We start from the raw sequence: 20,063 nt of genomic DNA, 5'->3' as shown, positions 1-20,063 counted from the left end.
TAAAAATTCTGTCATATACATATTTACTAACAATGCGTCACATTTTATTATTTTTTCCTATTAGATTTCATGCCTTTCGCAATTTGCTTCCATTTTCGCTGTTCAGCTTGCTTGGCTTGAGCATCTGTTTTGCGCTCAATATAAGCTAGTTCACGTTGTAGCTTGAAGTAGCTTTGCAAACGTGCTGCTTCCAACAGTCCTTCATCAATTGCATGTTGTACGGCGCAATGTGGCTCTCCTTGATGCGTACAATCTCTAAAGCGGCATTGCTCAGCTAATTGCTCGATATCTTGGAAGCTTGAAGCAAGACTATCTGACTGATTCCAAAGCTGCAGCTCGCGCATCCCTGGTGTATCAATTAAACAACCACCTGATTCTAATACGACAAGCTCACGGTGTGTTGTTGTATGTCGCCCTTTCGCATCATCTTCTCGGATACCGGAAACCTTCATATGTTCCGTTCCTAAAAGTGCGTTTGTTAATGTAGATTTCCCTGCCCCAGAGGAGCCTAGCAATGCACCTGTTACACCTGCTGGAAACAATGTTCGTAAACGTTCAAAGCCAATGCCTGACACCACACTCGTCACAATTACTTCCACGCCATATGCAACACGCTCCACATCTGAAACAAGCTGCCCTACATCATCACATAAATCTGCCTTCGTTAAAACAATAACAGGTACTGCACCCGAATCCCATGCCGCAACTAAATAACGTTCTAATCTGCGAATGTTAAAATCCTCATTTAAGCTCATCACCAACAATACAATATCCACGTTGGCTGCAACAATTTGCTCCTCAATTTCCGAACCAGCTACTTTGCGTGAAAATACTGACTTACGTTTTAATAACTTATGAATAATCGCCTTTTCTTCTCCTGGCATTTGCTCAACTAACACCCAATCCCCGACTGCAGGGTAATCCTCTCGTGCAAATGCATTGTAAGCAAAATTACCTGCTATCGTCGCTAGCCATTCACCATGCTCACCTACAACCCGATATGAATGTTTATGCTCCAATACAACGCGTGCTGCCACATATTTTTTATATTTATCTTCTAACTGTTCAATTTGCTCACTAAAAAATGCCGTTAATCCTAAATCCAATGTGTATTCCTCCTAAGTTGTATATCAATGATGCCTCCACTTTAGTCCAGATTTTTTCGAGCAAGCTCTTTAGAAGGTTAACCTAAAATCATCCCGCTAATCGCTAATGATTAACTGACCTGCATTGCGCAGACCTCTTCCTCTTCAAAATCTATGACATCCGCCAGAGACTTTGTTTTAATTCAACAAACTAAATCAAAACAAAAAAAGTCCTGAGCCGCCATTTCAGCAGTTCAAGACTTTTACACACTTAGGAACTTCTATGCGAAGTTAAATAAGCATACGTCAAAACGTACACTGTAGGCGTGTGAAAGTGAACAAGCTGAATGGCAGTTTGTCAATCGCAATCTTATTCATCATGTCACATCACCTACTTCCGATAATTAGTAATTCCACTATAACGAAATATTTCCTACAAGTCAATTTTATTTGCAATTAACGCATTATATTCCTCTTCAATCCGCGCTACATCAATGCGCTCTAATAAAGGTGTAATCGTTGGTAAATACGTTGGTTGGATAATTTGCTCCTGCCATTCAATTGCTTCAATTTGCAGCATTCCACGCAATTTCTCCGTAGAAAATGGTAAAAACGGCTGTAATAATTGGGCTAAATTTGCACAAATATAAGTGCATGTTGCCAATGTTCGCAACGCCTTTTCCATATTATCTTTCACCTGTAGCCATGGCTGTTGCTCGTCAAAATAACGATTTGCTCCACGTATATAATGGAAAATTTGCTCTAACCCCTCTTTGAAATGCCCTTCTTCAATAAGCACACCTACGCTTTCATACAGCGCAATAGTTTGCTGACGAATCACCTCATCAATTTCACAATCTGGTACAATGCTCTCAAATGACTTTTCAATAAACTTCAATGTACGATTAACAAAATTGCCATATGCCCCAAGTAGTTCACCATTATGACTGTAAATAAATTCTCGCCATGAAAAATCAGCATCGCGATTTTCAGGTGCATTGACTGTTAAAAAATAGCGAATCGAATCCACATCGTACCTTTCTATCATATATGGAATCCATACCGCCCAATTTTGACTCGTTGATAGCTTCCTTTTTTCCAATGTTAAATATTCATTCGAAATCATATACGTTGGCAAGGATGGATTATTTAGCCCCATTAAAATAGCTGGCCAAATAACACTATGAAACGGGATATTATCTTTGCCGTGAATATAGTAGGCAATCGTCTCCTTATTCCACCAATCTTCTAACTTCTCGCCATGTTGACGCGCCCATTCCATGCTTGCTGTTAAATAACCAGCTACCGCCTCAATCCAAACATAAATCTTTTTATCACGAAAGCCATCAATAGGTGCTTCAATACCATTTGGTAAATCGCGGGTTACAGCGCGGTCTGGCACACCTTCTGCTAAATAGCGTTTCGTTAATGCTATCGCATTGTCACGCCAACGATTCTCTTCCTTTGCTTTCGCTACAAACTGCTCCAACTCTCTTTGGAATTTGCTAAAGGCGAAATATAGATGCTCAGTTTCTTTAATCACAGGTTCATTCCCACAAATTTTACATCGCTTTTCCACTAAGTCGAGCGGGTCTAAAATTGCTGAACAATTGTCACATTGATCGCCTCTCGCCTTCGTACCACAATTTGGGCAAATACCTTCTACAAAGCGATCTGGCAAAAACTGCTTGTCGGTTTCACAATAAGCCTGCTCTACCTTTTGACTATATAAATGCCCCTTCTCGAATAATTGTAAAAATAATTGCTGCACAGCTTGATGATGGTGTGGCGCATCTGTTCTTGTGTAAAGATCATACGTAAAACCTAGCTTTGTAAAGCTTTCTTCAAATTCTCGATGATACTGGTCTGCAATTGCTGCGACAGTTGTATTTTCTTGACTTGCACGAATGGAAATCGGCGTACCGTTACAATCACTACCAGATACATACAACACACGCTCACCCTTTTGTCGGTAATAGCGTGCTAAAATATCTCCTGGTAATAATGCCGCAATATGCCCTAAATGCAAAGAACCATTCGCATAAGGCCAAGCTCCCCCAATAACAATTGTCATGATAAATCCTCCTTTAAAATAGAAAAGCGCCCTAATCTAAAAAGATTAGGACGCCTAAATTAACGTGTTACCACCTATATTTACAAATAGCTCACACTATTTGCCTCCATCAGTACGTCATATGTGAGATACTGCTGCTGTTGTAACGAGTGCCTTTCTCGTCGTAGCCTACTTCATCGTTCGGTACGCAGCTCCGAGGCCATTTTCCACTAGGTTTATTTGCTTCATTTCCACCATCAGAAGCTCTCTATCAAACGTGCCTACTGTACTTTCCTCTTCAACGCTTTTCATTTCAAGTTGTCATTTATCATACATACAAATAAATGAAAAAGCAAGTCATTGTTTTTTAAATGACTGCGCTCGTGTTATTGGTTGCCCAATAAAAACATGGTCTAACAGCTCCTCAGATGAACCATTATGCAATAGTACAATTTCCTGAACATAAGGCAAGTTTTCAAAATAGGTTTCTGCGAGCGCTCCCATAAACATTTGTCCACCCGCTGAGCCTTGCACAAGAAGCACCCCGTCATCTAAATTTAAAATAAGCGTGGTATCACCATTTGCCAATTTATAATCTAGTAACTTCACTGGTTCAATAACAACTTCATCAAAAATAAAACGGATAGCAGACTGTTCCATCTCTTTTGGATAACCTACCTCACGAGGAATAACGTACTCTGCATTAGCGTCTGATTCATATACAACAAGCGTACGCTCCTCTGTTACTCCATTGTTCTGCTCATTCTCTTCCTGCGAGCAAGCGGTTAATAAAATGACAGCGAATATAAATAGACACCTTTTCATTATAAACCCTCCTTTTCTAATATTGCCCCATCCACTATTATCTCTGTTGGCATATGCAATAGCTGCACTGCTGTTAAGTCATTTGTTTCTTGAAAGGACTTTACTATCCTATACCCGATGCAGTAGCCAATCCAACTAGGTAAATTCTCATAATTTCCAAATAAGAAGGGTTGATGCTTTTCCAAATCAACTAGCTGTAATGCAGGGGTAAAATACTTTTCCCAAATTGGAAGCACTTGCCCTACTGTATAACGCTTTGTCCAAGGCAATAGCCACTGTTCTCCATATAATTCCTCCACAGCACATTCTGCTAACCCTTCAATTACTAACGAATCTTGCAATGTCAATTGATTAGGCTCTCGATTTAAATAATGTAGACGGCAAATATGGTTATACTCATGTGCCAACAATGCTCTAAGTTCCTCTACATGAAGCCCTCCAGATACGAATAAAAAAAGTCCATTTCGGTAAGCTATACCATTTTTCTTCGATGCACCCATAGTAATCGGCAAAATATAGATTTCAACATCAGGTCCATGCCATAAAGTACGCAATCGCTCATACTCTTGCTCAAGAATCGACCATATTTCTATGTTTTGTAACAGTTGCTCCGCCTGCTGCCATTCAAACGGCTGAAACAAGCCATTACTTAATAATTCATATTGAATCGCTTCTTTAGATGCCCAAGGAAATAGTTTTTGTAACGGTGTGCACAGTACATCGCAGTGAACCTCTGTTATTTTTTCCACACTTTGATTGCTGCATAATGCAACTACCTTTGCAAGTGTTGGTGCAGTTTCGATAATCCCCATTACATTCATCCTTTTTCATTAACCTATGCTTCTTAGTCCAACAGCGTTCTTCCATATAATTCATAATACTTTTCTTGTCGAAAAAGATTGACTTTTGCCGAAAAAATAGTATTATTTTACCGAGTGATAAAGATTCTCATTATCATCTATTTAAACTTAAGTGAGGTTAATAAAATGAAAAAAATAAAAAATTCTTTGTTTTTCCTAATGCTGATGGCATTAGCAGTATTTGCTTTAGCAGCGTGCTCCGATTCATCGAAAGAGGAAGAGCCGAAAAAAGAAGAACAAGCAACAGATAACACATCTAATACATCAGAAGCTACTGATGAACAGCAATACCCGATTACAATTAAACATGCTTTCGGTGAAACAGTTATTGACAAAAAACCTGAACGTGTTGCAACAATTGCATGGTCTAACCATGACGTAGCATTAGCACTTGGCGTTGTACCTGTAGGCTTCTCAGCAGCAAACTATGGCGTGCAAGACGGTAGCGGAATGCTTCCTTGGACTGCTGAAAAATTAAAAGAGCTTGGTGAAGAAAATCCAAATATTTATCAAGATACAGACGGTTTAGATTTCGAAGCAATCGCTGACTCTAATCCAGACGTTATTCTTGCTGCATACTCTGGTATTACACAAGAAGATTATGACACATTAAGCCAAATTGCACCTGTTGTTGCATATAAAGAAACTCCTTGGGTAACTTCTTGGCGTGATCAAATCCTATTAAACTCTCAAGGTATGGGTATGGAAGCAGAAGGAAAACAATTACTTACAGATACTGAAAAATTAATTCAAGATAAAGTAAGCGCACACCCTGAACTTAAAGGGAAAAAAGCGGCATTTGCAATGTTTATGGTGAACGATTTATCAAAATTCTATATTTACACACCAGGGGACCCACGCGGTGAATTTTTAGGAGAATTAGGCATGGAATTCCCAGCAGGCCTTCAAAGTTTAGTTGTAGATGAGAACAGCTTCTATATCGAATTAAGCGCTGAAAATGCAGATGCTTTAGCTGATACAGAAATCTTCATCGCTTACGGTGATGATGCGACGGTAGCAACATTACAAGCTGACCCAATTTTAGGAAAAGTACCAGCGATTCAACAAGGTAATGTTGTTATTATTGGTGACAACACACCACTTGCTGCCGCAGGTACACCTAGCGCACTATCAATTGCCTATACAATTGATGAGTATGTATCATTAATCTCAGATGCAGCAAAAAATGTAAAATAATATGAACAAGTTACAAGTTACCGAAAATAAGCAATCATTTATGCCAAAGTATTTAGGTAAAACTATAATTCTACTTATTATTTTACTGGCATTATGTATCGTCGCTTCACTTGTATTCGGTTCTCGTACTATTGGCTTGACTGGACTGATGGATGGATTATTCCATCCTGATGTCGAGTCCCATGAAGCCAACGTTGTGCGACAACGAATTGTCCGAACAATTTTCAGTTTAATGTGCGGTGCTGCTCTAGGTGTTTCTGGGGCATTAATGCAATCCGTAACCCGCAATCCTATTGCAGATCCGAGTATTCTGGGTGTAAATATGGGGGCATCACTTTTTGTTGTTTGTGGTATTGCGTTTTTAAATATTAGTTCAGCAAACCAATATATATGGTTAGCAATAGCAGGTGCAATGATTACTGCTATTTTTGTTTTTGGGATAGGTTCTATGGGGGCAAGCGGTGCGACGCCACTGAAGCTTGTACTCGCAGGCGCAGCTACAAGTGCGATTTTATCTTCCTTAGTTGTGGCGGTGATGATTCCTCGTACAAATGTTATGGACCAATTCCGTTTTTGGCAAGTTGGAAGTGTCGGTGCGGGTAACTGGGATGCGATTCAGTTATTTATTCCTTTTATCGTCGTCGGTATTTTGATTGCTCTGTTCACTGCACCTGCATTAAATGCTTTGGCGCTTGGAGATGAAGTGGCAACAGGTTTAGGCGTTCGTACTGGTACATTGCGGATGTTTGCTGCACTAGGTGGCGTTCTTTTATGTGGTGCAGCTACGGCTTTAGCTGGCCCTATCGGCTTTATTGGTTTACTAGCTACCCATGTTGTACGCCTTGTAATTGGACCTGATGTCCGTTTTATTATTCCACTCTCCGCCTTGACAGGGGCTATTATTTTAACATTTTCAGATGTTTGTGGTCGACTTCTTGGTAGTCCTAGCGAGCTAGAAGTAGGCATTTTAACAGCCTTTATTGGGGCTCCGATCTTAATTTTAATTACGATGAAAGCGAAAATGCGTGCGTTATGATAAATGAAACATTGAAATCCATAATGAAAGGTCGACAGCAAAGAAAAAGACGCTTTGTTATCACCACTTCTGTGCTTATTGTTATTTCACTGCTGCTTTGTGGCACAATGCTGATGCTCGGCAATACAATTTATCCTGTGCGTGATGTGATGCGAGTTCTTTTAGGTCAAGATGTACAAGGGGCTTCCTTTGCTGTTGGCACAATTCGATTACCACGAATGTTAGCAGCTGTATTTACAGGCTTTGCATTTGGTGTCGGCGGTTATATTTTCCAAACGATGCTACGTAACCCTTTAGCTAACCCAAATGTCATTGGTATTACAGCAGGCTCTAGTGCTGCTGCAGTATTTTGTATCATTGTGCTACAAGCAAGTAATACCGTTGTATCTGTTGCTTCCATTGTCGGTGGACTAGCTACGGTACTTGTTATTTATGCTTTAGCAAAGGGTTCTTCTTTTGCTATTGGTCGATTAATTTTAATTGGGATTGGGATTCAGGCAATGCTTAATGCCTTTATCTCCTATTTAATGATTATTGGGAATACACATGATATTCCCTCTGCAATGCGATGGTTAAGTGGGAGTTTAAACGGCGCGAAAATGGAAACATTGTATCCATTAATTTTTAGTATGATGGTGTTTATACCCATTATTTTCGTTTACGGTAAACGCTTAGAAATGCTAGAGCTTGGGGAGCAAGCAGCTACTTCACTAGGTGTTGACACGAATAAAACACGAATCATTTTAATTGTTTGCTCCGTATTAGTGATTGCACTTGCTACAGCGACAACAGGGCCAATTGCTTTTGTTTCATTCCTCGCTGGACCAATTGCGAAAAGAATCGTGGGTGTTGGGTTTTCAAATATACTGCCAGCCGGTCTCATTGGTGTTATTTTAGTACTAGCGGCAGACTTAATTGGTCAATTCGCATTTACAGCTAGATATCCTGTAGGTGTTATTACTGGTATTATTGGTGCACCTTACTTGATTTACTTGTTAATTCGAATCAATCGAAAGGGAGATATATAGATGAAAGCAACACATACATTTCTAGCTGAACATATCACAGCGGGTTACGAGCATAAAACAATTTTAGAGGATATTAACATTACGATTCCAAGCAATCAAATAAGCATTATTATTGGGGCGAATGGTTGTGGCAAATCAACTTTGTTAAAAACGATGGCACGCCTAATTAAACCAACGGGTGGTCAAGCTGTACTCGACGGCAAATCAATTCATCAAATGCCACCAAAACAATTAGCGCGCATACTTGGGCTCTTACCACAATCTCCTGTTGTACCCGAAGGAATTACGGTTGCCGATTTAGTTGGACGTGGACGTTTCCCTCACCAAACAATGTTTAAAGGTTGGTCAAAACAAGACTATGAGGCAGTCGCAGAGGCGCTAGAAATGATGAAAATTACAGAGTTTGCTGATCGCAGTATCGATGAGCTGTCAGGTGGACAACGTCAACGCGTGTGGATTGCCATGGCTTTAGCCCAGCAAACCGATATTTTATTTTTAGATGAGCCGACAACCTTTTTAGATATTACGTACCAAGTTGAAATTTTGGATCTACTAACGGAGTTAAATGCAAAATACGGAACGACAATTGTCATGGTGCTGCACGACATTAACTTATCAGCTCGTTATGCAAACTACTTATTTGCATTAAAAAATGGACGTTTGCTTGCAGAGGGCGCACCAAAGGAAATCGTGACAAGCAAACTCATTAAAGAAACATTTGATTTAGAGAGCATGATTATTGAAGACCCTGTTTCAAAAACTCCATTGATTGTTCCTATTGGTCGCTATCATTCTGACAATGCCATATAATAGATGAAAATAGAAAGTTAAAGGAGGGCTACTATGTTTTATACATTTGTCTTCGCTTTACTATTTTTAGTTGTAGCACTAGGTTTTTATGTTGAGAAACGTAATAAAAAGCTAAGAAATCATCCACTGCCTTCTCATCATAAACCTGGAGAGGATTCGAATTATTTAGTCGGTGACAATAAGTATACAAATGGGAACTAAAAGCTTGAGCTATCTAAAATTCGGATAGCTCAAGCTTTTATATTAGCTTCTCCCTACCTAGTCAACTAGCTTATGTCTAGCGACTTTTTCCACATATATTAAGGTGTATGACAGGGAAAAGGAGGGACAAATATGGGTAGAGCAGAAATGTATGATTTATGCTGTCAATATCAGGGGAAAAGAGTTCGCATTACAGATACAGATGGACGTGTCCACGTAGGACGCATTACACGTGTCGATCGCAAAACGGTTTGGCTTGAGCCGGATCGAGGATTCGGTGGTTATCGCTTAGGTTTTTGGGGTTGGGGCCCTCGTCCAGGCTTTGGCTACGGTATCGCAATCGGTGCCATTGCAGGTATTGCGTTAGCATCGTTGTTCTTCTGGTAAAACACACCTTGTGTGCGAATTTTAGCTACTTACGTGCGAAAAGTATCGTTTAATGTGCGTGTTTTGATTCCTTACGTGCGAAACTCCTCTGTTTATGTGCGAATCATTACTTTGGACCTAAAAAAGTGAAACCATGTCTATATGATTTCACTTTTTTTCATATTATTGTGTCATTAGACGCTTTTTAATTTGTAGCGCAATCACCTCTAGCACAATTGCTACCACCAATGCGCAGTACGTAATCATACCAACTTCATGTAAATCATAATAGAAGCTTGAGGACATAAAGAGTTCAAAACCGATTCCTCCCGCCGCCGCCGCTGCACCCATTGCGATTGCAACACCGTAATTCGTTTCAAAGCGTAAAAACGTCCATGATACGAGATAAGAAGCTGATTGCGGCAATACACAATGGAAAATAATATGCCACCAATTGGCACCAGATGCACGCAATGCCTCAATAGTACCCTCTTCAATTTCTTCAAAGGACTCCGCATAAGCTTTCGTTAAATAAGCAATTGTATGCAACATCATCCCAAGCACTGCCGCTACAGCACCAAGTCCTGCAACAATCGCGAAAATTAATACCCAGAGCACGGTCGGTACTGCACGAATAATAGAATTAAATGCAATGATCCCATTTGAAAGACCTGCTGGTGCTAAATTTTTCGCCGTACTAATCGCTAGGAAAAAAGAAAGAACTGCACCTAATATCGTTGCCAAAAAAGCTAAAGACAGCGTAATCAAAATTTGCGTCATCGCTGTACTAAACGTGATTTGATTGAAGGCAGGCTGTAAAAACATCATCTTTAAATTATCTAACGTATACATAATCGCTGTTGGCCAATCGATAGCAGAATACTTTAATAAAAAGGGACCTACTAACGTAAAGACGGATAAAAAAATGATAACCGCACGTACAGTAATCGTTGCCTTTGTTAATGTGCGTGTTTTAATTTTGCCATTTTTCATATGAATACCTTGCAACAAAGCTGTTTGTGCCATTATAAAATCATCCTCCTTACTTTATTCGATGTAAACTCAATCGCGATGACAATGACAATAATGGATAATGTAATTAAGCCAAGCGTTCCGTAATCTAGGCGCTTATAATGCAAGTCGAATAAATAGCCGATGCCAGTCCCTGTTAATAAACCGATTAATGTTGCACTTCGGATATTAGTTTCAATCATATAAAACAGCCAACTTAGCATTTGTGGCATCGTATCTGGTAGGACGCCTTTAAAGACCATTTGAAAATAAGTAGCACCTGTCGCATTCAATGCCTCCACCCCATCTGCGCTCGCCTCATCAATCGTTTCCACAAACATCCGCACTAACGTACCGAATGTCGAAATGAAAAGAGCGAAATAGCCTGTTACGACATTATGTCCGAACGAAATGACTAGCACTAACGCCCATGCCACAACTGGAATATTACGGAAAATAGAAGCGATTAAGCGTGTGCAAAATGCAAGTGGGCGATTTAATTGTGTCGTTTTAGAGCCAAAGATGGCAAAAAAGAAAGCGAAAATGGCCGCAGTTGTTGATGCGATAACAGATAATACAATCGTTTCCCATAAGCGAGATAACACTTTCGGCAAATTTTCCATCGCTGCTGCATCTGGTATTAAATTAGTCGCCATCCAAGCAATCGTACCTGGAATGGATTTTAAACCTTTTAACATATCAAAATCCGTTATCATTGAAGAGCCATACGTAATTACTAATAACAGTACGATAATGCCTGTCATCTTCCATTTTTTCATTCTTAAAAAATTGGTCGTTGTCATTGTTTCCTCCGTCTAACGCTATTCAAAAATAAGTTCATCGACTTCTGCACCATAAATATTGTGAATATCCATCTGACTTAAGCGCTTTGGTAAATCATCAAATAGCTTAGAGCCGCGATTTAAACCAATAATACGATCAGAATATTTCAGCGCTACATCCACTTGGTGCAAATTCACAAGCACGGTAATGCCCATCGACTGAGAAATTTCCTTTAAATGATCCATAATCACCTTTGAGGAATTCGGATCAAGTGAAGCAATCGGCTCATCACATAATAGCAATTTCGGTTGCTGCACAAGTGCTCGAGCAATACCAACACGTTGTTTTTGTCCGCCACTTAGCTGGTCACAGCGTTTATAAACATGCTCCTTCATACCGAGCTTTTCTAAAATGGATAATGCAAGCATTTTTTCTTCCTCAGTATACAACCCTAAAATACCTTGCAGTGTCGATTTATAGCCAAAGCGACCATGCAATACATTTTCAAATACAGTTAGGCGTGAAACTAAATTATAGTGTTGAAACACCATCCCAATTTTTGTACGCTGCTTACGCAATGACGCTTTATTTAATTGCGTAATATTCGTTCCGTCAAAAATGATGTCGCCACTCGTCGGTTCAATCATGCGATTAATGCAACGTAGCAATGTTGATTTCCCAGCACCTGATGGGCCTATAATCGAGACAAATTCACCTTGCTTTAGCTGCAAATCAATATCTTGGATAATCAGCGTTTTCATATCATAGCTTTTTGCTATATTGCGTAATTCCAATACTGTCTCGGTAACAACTGATGTTTCCTTTGTCACCGCTTGCTCTGTTGGACGCTCTAACGTAATTGTTGACATCATTTTCTTCCTTTCTTTAGTAAAAGGGTGTCTAAAAGGCTTTTCAGACACCCACTATCTGTGGCTTTACTTTCACGCAGTAAATGCGCATCAAGTTCAATTTATTCAGATAATTTTCGAATTGGATCAAACCAAGTGTCTTCTACTTTGACAAAACGTTCGTCTCCTGATTTATAAAATAGCCCGATTTCTCCTGAATCTTTTGGTACGAAAATTGTTTGATCATTTGTTGTTTCATCAGAAATTAATAGCTCTGTTAATTTTGTAATTTCTTCTTCTGTCAGTGCAGATGTATTCACTACGAATGGTGAGTTCAACACTGGCGTAGAAGAAATTAATACAAATTCTTCACCTGTTAAGTTATTGAATGGCGCTGCCGCATCATCCTTGACACGATAAATAGCTCCCGCTGTGTTCTCCTTACCTTCTACTAGCTCGACATATGCAGATACACATGTGTCACAGAAAGCTGCAACATCTGCACGTCCCATCATCATATTAACTGCTGAGCCTTGATGAGAATCACCGAACAATACTTCTGGGAATAGCGCATTCGCCTCGATTAAGTCATCCTGTTTTAATGCTTTATAAGCATCTTGTTTTGTAAAATGAGCAATAATTGAACTAGATGGTACTTTAAAGCCTGATGTTGACGATGCAGATACGAACGAGAATTTTTTCCCAGCAATTGTATCAAGCGCAAATTCGCCATTTACTTTATATCCATCTGCTTTCTCTTTTGGTACTGCTAGCCAGCTATAATAAACTGCGTCCTCTAAAGTTCCTGAACTACCAGAAGGTACAACAATTGGTTGTACCTCTGCACTTTTATTGTTCGCCTCAATATAGCCTTGTGGCCCCATGAAAGCGACTTGTGCATTGCCACTTGCAATTGATTCAATCGCAATCGCATAATCTGTCGTTAACTTTTGTTCTACTTTACGACCTGTTACCTCTTCAAAGATTCTGCCAAACGCATCGCGCGCTCCCGCCATTTCAGAGCCAGATTCATTTGGATACCAAACCATAACTAATGGCTCGTTCGATTTAGCCTTCGCTGCATTGCCTTCCTCTGAATTACAAGCAACTAGAAAAATTGCACATAAAATCATTGTCATTAGTAAAACCAACTTTTTGCTCATGTTACGCTCCTTTTTTCTGCTCAAAATTTAGTAGACGTGCTCTACATTCAACATTTAATCATAATTTTCCAATAATAAAAGTAGTTTGGTAATTTCTTAATAATCATTAACTAAGCATTTACAAAGTTCGGCATATGTAAATGCTGCATCACATACTTGCCAAGTGCCACTTCCGTTCCATATCGCCCATGGAAATCCGAGCCACCTGTCATCAACAATCCATACTTGTTAGCCATCGTTACAATGCGTTCATAATCGTCTTCATTATGGTCTGGATGCACTAGCTCAATTCCGTCTAGCCCCTCCCTAATTAATTGCTCAGCAACCTCATAGGAATCGAGTTGCCCTGGATGTGCTAAAACCGCAATACCACCATCGGCCTTAATCGCTCGCAAGGCATCAAAGACATCAACATAGCGAATATCACTAGCCGCCACACCATTATTTTTAAACAATGACTTATACAATGTTTGATAATCCTTTGAATCAAAAGCTGCTGTCGTTAACGCGTCCATAATATGCTGCTTGTATAGCACTTTAGCCTTTGAAATGCGCTCACATGCTTGCTCTTCTGTAATCACAAAGCCTGCCGCTTGAATTTGGCGTAGCTGCCAAAGCGTATGTTCATGGCGACGTGTCAACAATGGCTGACATAGCTGGCGAATATTTGTACATGCTCCTTGCAATTGATAGCCTAGCATATGCACCTTGCGCCCACGCTCAAAGTCATATGCTGAAATTTCAATGCCAGGAATAAAATGAATATCATATTTCTGCGCAAGTTGTTGACCTTCTTCAAGATGAGCAACCGTATCATGATCGACGACACTAATATGCGTTAAATTAGCTGCCTGCGCTTGCTGAAATAGCTCTTCTAGCGTCGCAGAGCCATCTGAATACGTGCTATGCATATGCAAATCAACCTTCATCATACGAGCTCCTTTTCCTGCATTTTTGACATGTGAAAGACGCTATCGCATAAGCCTTCCATAAACTCTAAATCATGAAAAATACCAATTAATGTTGTGCCGTTCACTTTCAACTTTTCAATGGCCTCACGCACCTTTAATTTAGATGATTGATCAAGGCTTGCTGTTGGCTCATCCAACAGCAATAAACGCGGCTCCTTCACAACGGCGCAAGCGATATTTAAACGCAGCTTTTCACCGCCTGAAAACATATTTGGATAGCTATTCCACAATGCCTCATCGATGTCAAAATGCTTCAAGGCTTCTTGCGCCCTTAGTGTTGCCTCTTGCTTTGACACACCTAAATCAAGCAATGATTGCTCTACTAGCTCTAATGCTGTTGTGCGTGGCATGACATTTAAAAATTGCGACACATAGCCAATTTCATGCTTGCGTAAATAAACGACTTCACGCGGTGTTGCCTGCACTAAGTCAATTGTGCCAAATGCCTCCGATTGGAATAAAATCTTTCCTGCCTGTGGCTCATATGTGCGATAAATGCTTTTTAAAATCGTCGACTTCCCGCTGCCACTCTTACCAACAATCCCTAAAAAGCTACCTTCAGGTACATCTAATGAAATGCCTTGCAATGCAGGTAATATTTTATTTAAATGATGAATGGTGAAGCTTTTTTGCAAATTTTCTACGCTAATCATCTGCGCACATCCTTATCGATAATTTGTTTGTAAAATGACTTTACCGTCAACAATCGTTGATGTTACAACGGGATATCCATCTGCCATTTGTTCAATGATAATAATATCGGCCTTTTTTCCTGCTGCGATTGAGCCAATTTCATGTGCCATATTCACTGCCTTCGCTGGATTCAACGTAACAAGCTGGAACAACGCATGCAAATCCTCTTCATACTTGTTCGCAAGCTCAAAAATGCCGTGTAGCATGGCAGGCGGATAATAATCACTACAAATAACATCGATGACACGCGCTTGAATCGCCTCTGCCGCACTTAAATTGCCTGAATGGGAGCCGCCTAATAAAATATTTGGTGCACCCGCAATCGTTTGCAACCCTAATTGTTTCGCTTCCTTTGCCACATCTAACGTAATCGGAAACTCGCTAATCGTCGTGCCGTATGACTGTACAAGGCCTAGCTTTTGCACATCATCATCATCGTGGGAAGCGACTGCAATATTGCGTGAAATAGCTAAGCGACTTAAGCGCTCAATATCCTCCAACGTAATTTTTTCCTTATCAATCTGCTCTTTAATTAACGTATCCGCCTCGTAATCTGTCATTTTGCGATAACCGCGCATAATATCTTTGTAAATTTCTAAATTACGGTATTGCCCTTGTCCCGGCGTATGATCCATAAATGATAGTAAATGCACTTTACCATCTGTAATATTTTTCTCTAACTGGTGTAATTGATCGATTGAATCAATTTCAAAGCGCGCATGTAAGCGATGGCGAATTAAATGCGGCTCATCGTGTGACGCACTAATTGCATCAATGCATTTTTGCACATTTTCTGGATTGCGAATCGCCTTATGTGAATATTTATCATCACCATAGTACGACAATGAATGGAAAATCGTCGTAATACCATGTGTCATTAAAATACGCTCACTCTCACGCAAGCCGATAGTCATATTCATCAACGAATTTGGTCGCGGGCTCACAATCGTTTCAATATAGTCTGAATGAATGTCGACAAAGCCTGGTGACACATAGCCCCCATTGGCGTCAATCACCTCAAGCCCGTCTAGCTGTGCCTCCGATTGATGGACAATTTGCTGAATCGTTGTCCCCTCAATCAATACAACATGGTCATATAAAAATTGCTGCTCTGTTACAATTACTCCGTTCACAATGGCAAACATGGAAAGCCCCCTTATAATAATGAGTACACTAATTGCTGCGTATAAGCATGCTGCGGGTCTTCTAGCACTTGATCTGTTAAGCCATGCTCAATAATTTGACCATTTAGCATAACAATTGTACGGTCTGCTAACATACGAATAACCGCTAAATCATGCGACACAACAATCATTGAAATATTTAATTCACGTTGAATCGATTTAATTAAATCTAGGACATCCGCCTGTACCGATAAATCCAGCCCTGTCGTCACCTCATCTAGCAATAATACAGGCGGGTTATTCGACAATGCTTTCGCAATTTGCACACGCTGCTGCATACCACCAGAAAAGTTTTTCGGTGCTTCTTTACTGCGGAAAAGTGGAATATTGACATGCTCTAACAGCTCTAAGCTACGCTGTTCCATATTGCGCACATGACGATTGCCAGCCGCGATTTGCTTTTCAGCAATATTGCTCATTGAAGAAAACTCCATATTTAAGCCGAGCATTGGGTTTTGGTATACCATGCCAAGAATCGTGTTGCGAATAAAGCGTTGCTGTTGGCGTGATTGCTCAAAAATATTCGCCGTGCCATTCTCGAAATCTGTCAGTAAACCAATACCGCTCGTAATCGGCTCATCAAAATATAAGCTTTTCATTAAGGTCGATTTACCGCTACCACTTTCGCCAACGATGCCTAATATTTCACCACGATACAGCTCAAAAGAAATATCACGACAAGCGTAAACAGTTTTACAAACAGGACAGAAGTTTTTTTCAAGCTGTACCGCCTCACCTTGACAATGACTACAGCCTTTTCCGTATTGCTTTGATAGCTTCTGAATTTGTAAAATCGGTTGTTCCTTCATTGCTTAATCGCCACCTTTCGCGCCAATACCTCTTCCATATAGCTCGTATCATTACATAAATAGTATGTTTCACCTGTTTGCTCATCTGTCAGTTCATCAAGAAAGACATTGGATAAACCCGTTTCACGACAAGCCTTGCCTTCGAATTGCTCTACAACGAATGGATAGTCCTCAAAGGCTAACGATTGTACATTTGTATATGGGGGGATCGCATAAATTTTCTTCTCACGCCCTGCTCCAAATAATATGAGCGCCTCGCTTTGATGAATTTTCGGATTATCGAAGCGTGGAATCGGACTTGGGTTCATGACATAACGACCATTGACCAAGACTGGGTAATCCGCCCCTTGCGATGTTTGGTTATAGCGCATAATTTGCTCAAAAAGCATTAAATATGCACCGCTATATTCCTTTTCCGCGTGGTAACGCTTCGTTTTATATTCACTGCGCTCAATCGCACGCAGCGGCTCTGGCTCTGGCACTTGCAACACAAGAATTTGCTCCTGCGTCAGCCGGACTTCTGGAATGCGATGGCGTGACTGTACAATTGATGCATCCTGCGTGCGCGTAGTCGTTTCAATACCTGTCGTTTTTTGTACAAGCTTTTTAATATTTACAGCATTGACCGAATCATCTGCACCTTGGTCAATCACTTTTAGCGTATCTTCCTTCCCAACAAGCGCCAATGTTAACTGCAAGCCGCCTGTCCCCCATCCACGTCCAATCGGCATTTCACGCGAAGCAAAGGGCACTTGATAACCGGGAATGGCGACACCTTTTAACATCGCACGGCGTATTTCCTTTTTCGATTGCTCGTCTAACAATGCGAATGGTACTTCTCTCATAGCGATTTGCCCTCCTTTTTAATCTCCCTCATTTGCTCAAGCTTCGATTGGAACGTCACATAATGTGGCATTTTCAAATGTGAAATAAAGCCTGTCGATTCAATCGTATCTACGTGAAGTAGCACAAATTCCTCATCATGAATCGGCGTATCTCCGCCTACTTCGAGTGCGTGATCAACGATTGACATAGCGATTGCCTTCGTTTCATTTTGACCAAAGCAAGCACCATAGCCAAGATCAAACTCCAACACTTGTTTATCTTCGCGATCAATATTGACAGGAATAAATGACTCTACCTCTGTCAGCTTAATTACACCGATATAATACGGGTCGTCCTCATCATCTAACGCAACATGAATTGACTGCCAGCCTACTCGCACTTCCCCAACTGTTGGATGCGATGCACCGTAACCACGTAAACCGGCATAACCAAGCGATGTAACAGTCCCCGTTTGACCACGTGTCAATGTCTGCAAACGTTGGGAGCGATTCGTTGGAAATGCCATACTTTCCTTCGTAATATCACTCGGCTCCACATCGTTTTCTGGAAACGCTCGAATTAAGCCTTCCGCACGCAAATAATCCATTACTTTTGGCAAATTTTCTAAGCGTAATGTGCTTTCCTCTGGCACTTCAATCGCTTCAAACTCAGCTTTTTGAGCCACTACATCCTCTGCTGTTTCCTGCAATAAATCGAAATCAAGCAAACGATGTAAATAATCATGCGATGCCCCTAAAATTTGCCCTCCTGGAATATCTTTAAAACTTGCTGAAATACGACGTAATACAAACATGTCGCGCGCATCTGTCACCGTTGAATAATATAATCTTGGCAACGTTGAACGATGTGCGCGCAGCAAGAAAATGGCTTCCTCCACATTGCCTTCACTTTGCTTCATCGCAAGTGCGGCTAGCTGTTCACTATATAAACTGCTTTCCGACATCACTTGGTCTAAAAAACCCCGCATCGTCGCCTGTAATGTTTCAACTGCTACATGCGCTCCGTGCTTGATGCGCTCATATTGTAAATGCTCTAACGATGCCTCAATCGCCTCTGCACCACCGCGAACTGCTACATACGCCATTAATTCGTCACCTCATTCATGCTTGTTGTACGAGGAAGGGCAATTACCCGCCCACTGCGCTCAATCAAAATACAATCGATTCCAAGTGGAAATTCCTTATTTTTATTTGTGCGTAACTCGATAAATTCCTTGTAGACGGCCAACTCCACCATTTCAAGCTTTTTAATCCCTGGTCCGCTGAGCTGTGCCATGATAGCTGGCGTTATCCCGTCCAGTTCAATCATGATCGTCGCTGATTTTTGTGGGTCAATAAGATCGCCAACTTTCGCAGCTTCAACCGCCTTCAGTAGCTGCTCTTTTTCTGTTCCATGCGGAATAATAATAAAATCAGCTTGCTCCAACGGCTTGATTTGCCCACCTGTCAATGCACGTATCGATTGATTAATATCCTGACATTCAGTTGCTGTTTGGAAGCTTACTTCACCGTCGAACAAGGACATGCAAACAGTGACTGTTTCAGCATACAAGCCATTTACTACATACTCTCTTTCCAATTCACCAACTGTTCCAGGCCTTGCAAAACAATCCAATAGTGTACGAAATGCACGCTGTGTAAAATGTACGGTTTCCATGCCGCTCCTCCTTAAGTCGCCATCGTATCGAAGCTTACCTTTGTACGCTCGATGGAACGTTTAATTTGCTGTTCATTTATATGAAGCTGCTGCGCTAACAGCTCAAAATGTGCTGCCCATGTAGATGTTTCTGGTAGTTTTGCCGCATAAGCCGCATCAATAATTGCTAACGCCTTTGATAATTCAGGCTCAGATTCCTTCACTAAACCGACGCCATAGTGACTACCTATTTTTACTTTCGTTTCGGTTACCAACACTTCTCCTATATAAAACAGTGACTGCTGCGCTGTTTCACGCATTTTAATCATGACAAGCCCTTCTGTTGGTGGGCTAATTTCCTCCACATCATATTGCTCGCAAATAGTAGCTGCTAGTTGTAACGCAAGCTCTCTCCCTACTTCAATTAACAACTTTGTTCGCTCAGCTCTTTTCATCATGCCAGCTCCTTTCAACATCATCCTAACTTGTTGCCAAGTGACATAGTGAAAAGGTTTCGTGAAGAATATGTAAAGGCTCTTTACAGAAGGGGCGCCAAGAATGCAGTTGAACCTACCAGTTCAAAAGTAACAATTCGCCCGTAAGATATGATATACTCCCATTAAAGTAGACAAGTCAAAACCGCTCACTTTAAACTAAAG

Annotated in this window: 22 protein-coding genes and 1 other annotated feature; of the genes, 6 read left to right on the top strand and 16 right to left on the bottom strand. The window is 40.7% G+C overall.

Features of this window, described 5'->3' with window-relative positions; genetic code table 11:
* Positions 1 to 47: 47 nt before the first annotated feature.
* The 4 genes from rsgA to C9J34_RS13380 form a co-directional block, all read right to left on the bottom strand.
* Positions 48 to 1,106: a ribosome small subunit-dependent GTPase A gene (rsgA, locus tag C9J34_RS13395; RefSeq protein ID WP_107840592.1), complete on the bottom strand. Its 1,059-nt coding sequence runs from the start codon at positions 1,104 to 1,106 to the stop codon at positions 48 to 50.
* A 412-nt stretch (positions 1,107 to 1,518) separates the two neighbouring features.
* Entirely contained in the window at positions 1,519 to 3,159 is a 1,641-nt protein-coding gene (gene metG / locus C9J34_RS13390) for a methionine--tRNA ligase (RefSeq protein WP_107840590.1), read from the bottom strand.
* Between the two features lie 43 nt (positions 3,160 to 3,202).
* Positions 3,203 to 3,449 (bottom strand) — a binding site (T-box leader).
* Positions 3,450 to 3,495: 46 nt separating this feature from the next.
* A complete protein-coding gene (locus tag C9J34_RS13385; protein WP_107840588.1) occupies positions 3,496 to 3,963 on the bottom strand; it encodes a hypothetical protein in 468 nt (155 codons plus the stop codon).
* Positions 3,963 to 4,775 carry a DUF2268 domain-containing putative Zn-dependent protease gene (locus C9J34_RS13380; RefSeq protein WP_193769008.1) on the bottom strand — a complete coding sequence of 271 codons (813 nt, stop codon included), beginning with the start codon at positions 4,773 to 4,775 and terminating at the stop codon, positions 3,963 to 3,965. The genes C9J34_RS13385 and C9J34_RS13380 overlap by 1 nt, the downstream gene beginning before the upstream one ends.
* A 174-nt stretch (positions 4,776 to 4,949) precedes the next feature.
* Between C9J34_RS13380 and C9J34_RS13375 the strand changes: the two genes are divergently transcribed.
* The 6 genes from C9J34_RS13375 to C9J34_RS13355 all read left to right on the top strand — a co-directional run bounded on the left by C9J34_RS13375 (position 4,950) and on the right by C9J34_RS13355 (position 9,482).
* On the top strand, positions 4,950 to 6,020 hold the full coding sequence (locus C9J34_RS13375; RefSeq protein WP_107840584.1) for an iron-siderophore ABC transporter substrate-binding protein: 1,071 nt from the start codon (positions 4,950 to 4,952) through the stop codon (positions 6,018 to 6,020).
* 1 nt (position 6,021) lies between these two features.
* Positions 6,022 to 7,056 (top strand): FecCD family ABC transporter permease, encoded by a 1,035-nt coding sequence (locus C9J34_RS13370; RefSeq protein WP_193769007.1) that lies wholly within the window; start codon positions 6,022 to 6,024, stop codon positions 7,054 to 7,056.
* Complete coding sequence (locus C9J34_RS13365) at positions 7,053 to 8,084, top strand: FecCD family ABC transporter permease (RefSeq protein WP_107840583.1); 1,032 nt, start codon at positions 7,053 to 7,055, stop codon at positions 8,082 to 8,084. Before C9J34_RS13370 ends, C9J34_RS13365 begins: the two co-directional genes overlap by 4 nt.
* Positions 8,085 to 8,894, top strand: coding sequence for an ABC transporter ATP-binding protein (locus C9J34_RS13360; protein WP_107840581.1), 810 nt, complete (start codon positions 8,085 to 8,087; stop codon positions 8,892 to 8,894).
* Between the two features lie 33 nt (positions 8,895 to 8,927).
* Entirely contained in the window at positions 8,928 to 9,095 is a 168-nt protein-coding gene (locus C9J34_RS22005; RefSeq protein WP_193769006.1) for a hypothetical protein, read from the top strand.
* Between the two features lie 132 nt (positions 9,096 to 9,227).
* On the top strand, positions 9,228 to 9,482 hold the full coding sequence (locus tag C9J34_RS13355) for a hypothetical protein (RefSeq protein WP_107840580.1): 255 nt from the start codon (positions 9,228 to 9,230) through the stop codon (positions 9,480 to 9,482).
* A gap of 162 nt (positions 9,483 to 9,644) precedes the next feature.
* Here C9J34_RS13355 and C9J34_RS13350 read toward each other — a convergent pair whose 3' ends face one another.
* The 12 genes from C9J34_RS13350 to phnG form a co-directional block, all read right to left on the bottom strand.
* Positions 9,645 to 10,487 carry a PhnE/PtxC family ABC transporter permease gene (locus C9J34_RS13350; protein ID WP_238600656.1) on the bottom strand — a complete coding sequence of 281 codons (843 nt, stop codon included), beginning with the start codon at positions 10,485 to 10,487 and terminating at the stop codon, positions 9,645 to 9,647.
* On the bottom strand, positions 10,487 to 11,275 hold the full coding sequence (locus tag C9J34_RS13345) for a PhnE/PtxC family ABC transporter permease (protein ID WP_107840578.1): 789 nt from the start codon (positions 11,273 to 11,275) through the stop codon (positions 10,487 to 10,489). Before C9J34_RS13345 ends, C9J34_RS13350 begins: the two co-directional genes overlap by 1 nt.
* 18 nt (positions 11,276 to 11,293) lie before the next feature.
* Entirely contained in the window at positions 11,294 to 12,124 is an 831-nt protein-coding gene (phnC, locus tag C9J34_RS13340) for a phosphonate ABC transporter ATP-binding protein (RefSeq protein WP_107840576.1), read from the bottom strand.
* A gap of 101 nt (positions 12,125 to 12,225) precedes the next feature.
* Positions 12,226 to 13,266, bottom strand: coding sequence for a PhnD/SsuA/transferrin family substrate-binding protein (locus tag C9J34_RS13335; protein ID WP_107840574.1), 1,041 nt, complete (start codon positions 13,264 to 13,266; stop codon positions 12,226 to 12,228).
* A gap of 110 nt (positions 13,267 to 13,376) precedes the next feature.
* Positions 13,377 to 14,195, bottom strand: coding sequence for a PHP domain-containing protein (locus C9J34_RS13330; RefSeq protein ID WP_107840572.1), 819 nt, complete (start codon positions 14,193 to 14,195; stop codon positions 13,377 to 13,379).
* Positions 14,195 to 14,890 (bottom strand): phosphonate C-P lyase system protein PhnL, encoded by a 696-nt coding sequence (gene phnL, locus C9J34_RS13325; protein WP_107840570.1) that lies wholly within the window; start codon positions 14,888 to 14,890, stop codon positions 14,195 to 14,197. The genes C9J34_RS13330 and phnL overlap by 1 nt, the downstream gene beginning before the upstream one ends.
* Before the next feature lie 12 nt (positions 14,891 to 14,902).
* Positions 14,903 to 16,075, bottom strand: a complete 1,173-nt coding sequence (phnM, locus tag C9J34_RS13320; protein WP_107840569.1) for a phosphonate metabolism protein PhnM — start codon at positions 16,073 to 16,075, stop codon at positions 14,903 to 14,905.
* A gap of 11 nt (positions 16,076 to 16,086) precedes the next feature.
* Positions 16,087 to 16,923, bottom strand: a complete 837-nt coding sequence (locus C9J34_RS13315; protein WP_107840567.1) for an ATP-binding cassette domain-containing protein — start codon at positions 16,921 to 16,923, stop codon at positions 16,087 to 16,089.
* Positions 16,920 to 17,768 carry an alpha-D-ribose 1-methylphosphonate 5-phosphate C-P-lyase PhnJ gene (locus tag C9J34_RS13310; protein WP_107840565.1) on the bottom strand — a complete coding sequence of 283 codons (849 nt, stop codon included), beginning with the start codon at positions 17,766 to 17,768 and terminating at the stop codon, positions 16,920 to 16,922. The genes C9J34_RS13315 and C9J34_RS13310 overlap by 4 nt, the downstream gene beginning before the upstream one ends.
* Positions 17,765 to 18,853, bottom strand: a complete 1,089-nt coding sequence (locus tag C9J34_RS13305) for a carbon-phosphorus lyase complex subunit PhnI (RefSeq protein ID WP_107840563.1) — start codon at positions 18,851 to 18,853, stop codon at positions 17,765 to 17,767. The genes C9J34_RS13310 and C9J34_RS13305 overlap by 4 nt, the downstream gene beginning before the upstream one ends.
* Positions 18,853 to 19,425: a phosphonate C-P lyase system protein PhnH gene (gene phnH / locus C9J34_RS13300; protein ID WP_107840561.1), complete on the bottom strand. Its 573-nt coding sequence runs from the start codon at positions 19,423 to 19,425 to the stop codon at positions 18,853 to 18,855. The genes C9J34_RS13305 and phnH overlap by 1 nt, the downstream gene beginning before the upstream one ends.
* An 11-nt stretch (positions 19,426 to 19,436) precedes the next feature.
* Positions 19,437 to 19,859 (bottom strand): phosphonate C-P lyase system protein PhnG, encoded by a 423-nt coding sequence (gene phnG / locus C9J34_RS13295; RefSeq protein ID WP_107840559.1) that lies wholly within the window; start codon positions 19,857 to 19,859, stop codon positions 19,437 to 19,439.
* Between the last annotated feature and the right edge of the window lie 204 nt (positions 19,860 to 20,063).

Source organism: Metasolibacillus meyeri (genome assembly GCF_003049505.1).
In the GTDB taxonomy this organism is placed as follows: Bacteria; Bacillota; Bacilli; order Bacillales_A; family Planococcaceae; genus Metasolibacillus; species Metasolibacillus meyeri.
This window is presented reverse-complemented; position numbering and strand designations above follow the sequence as displayed.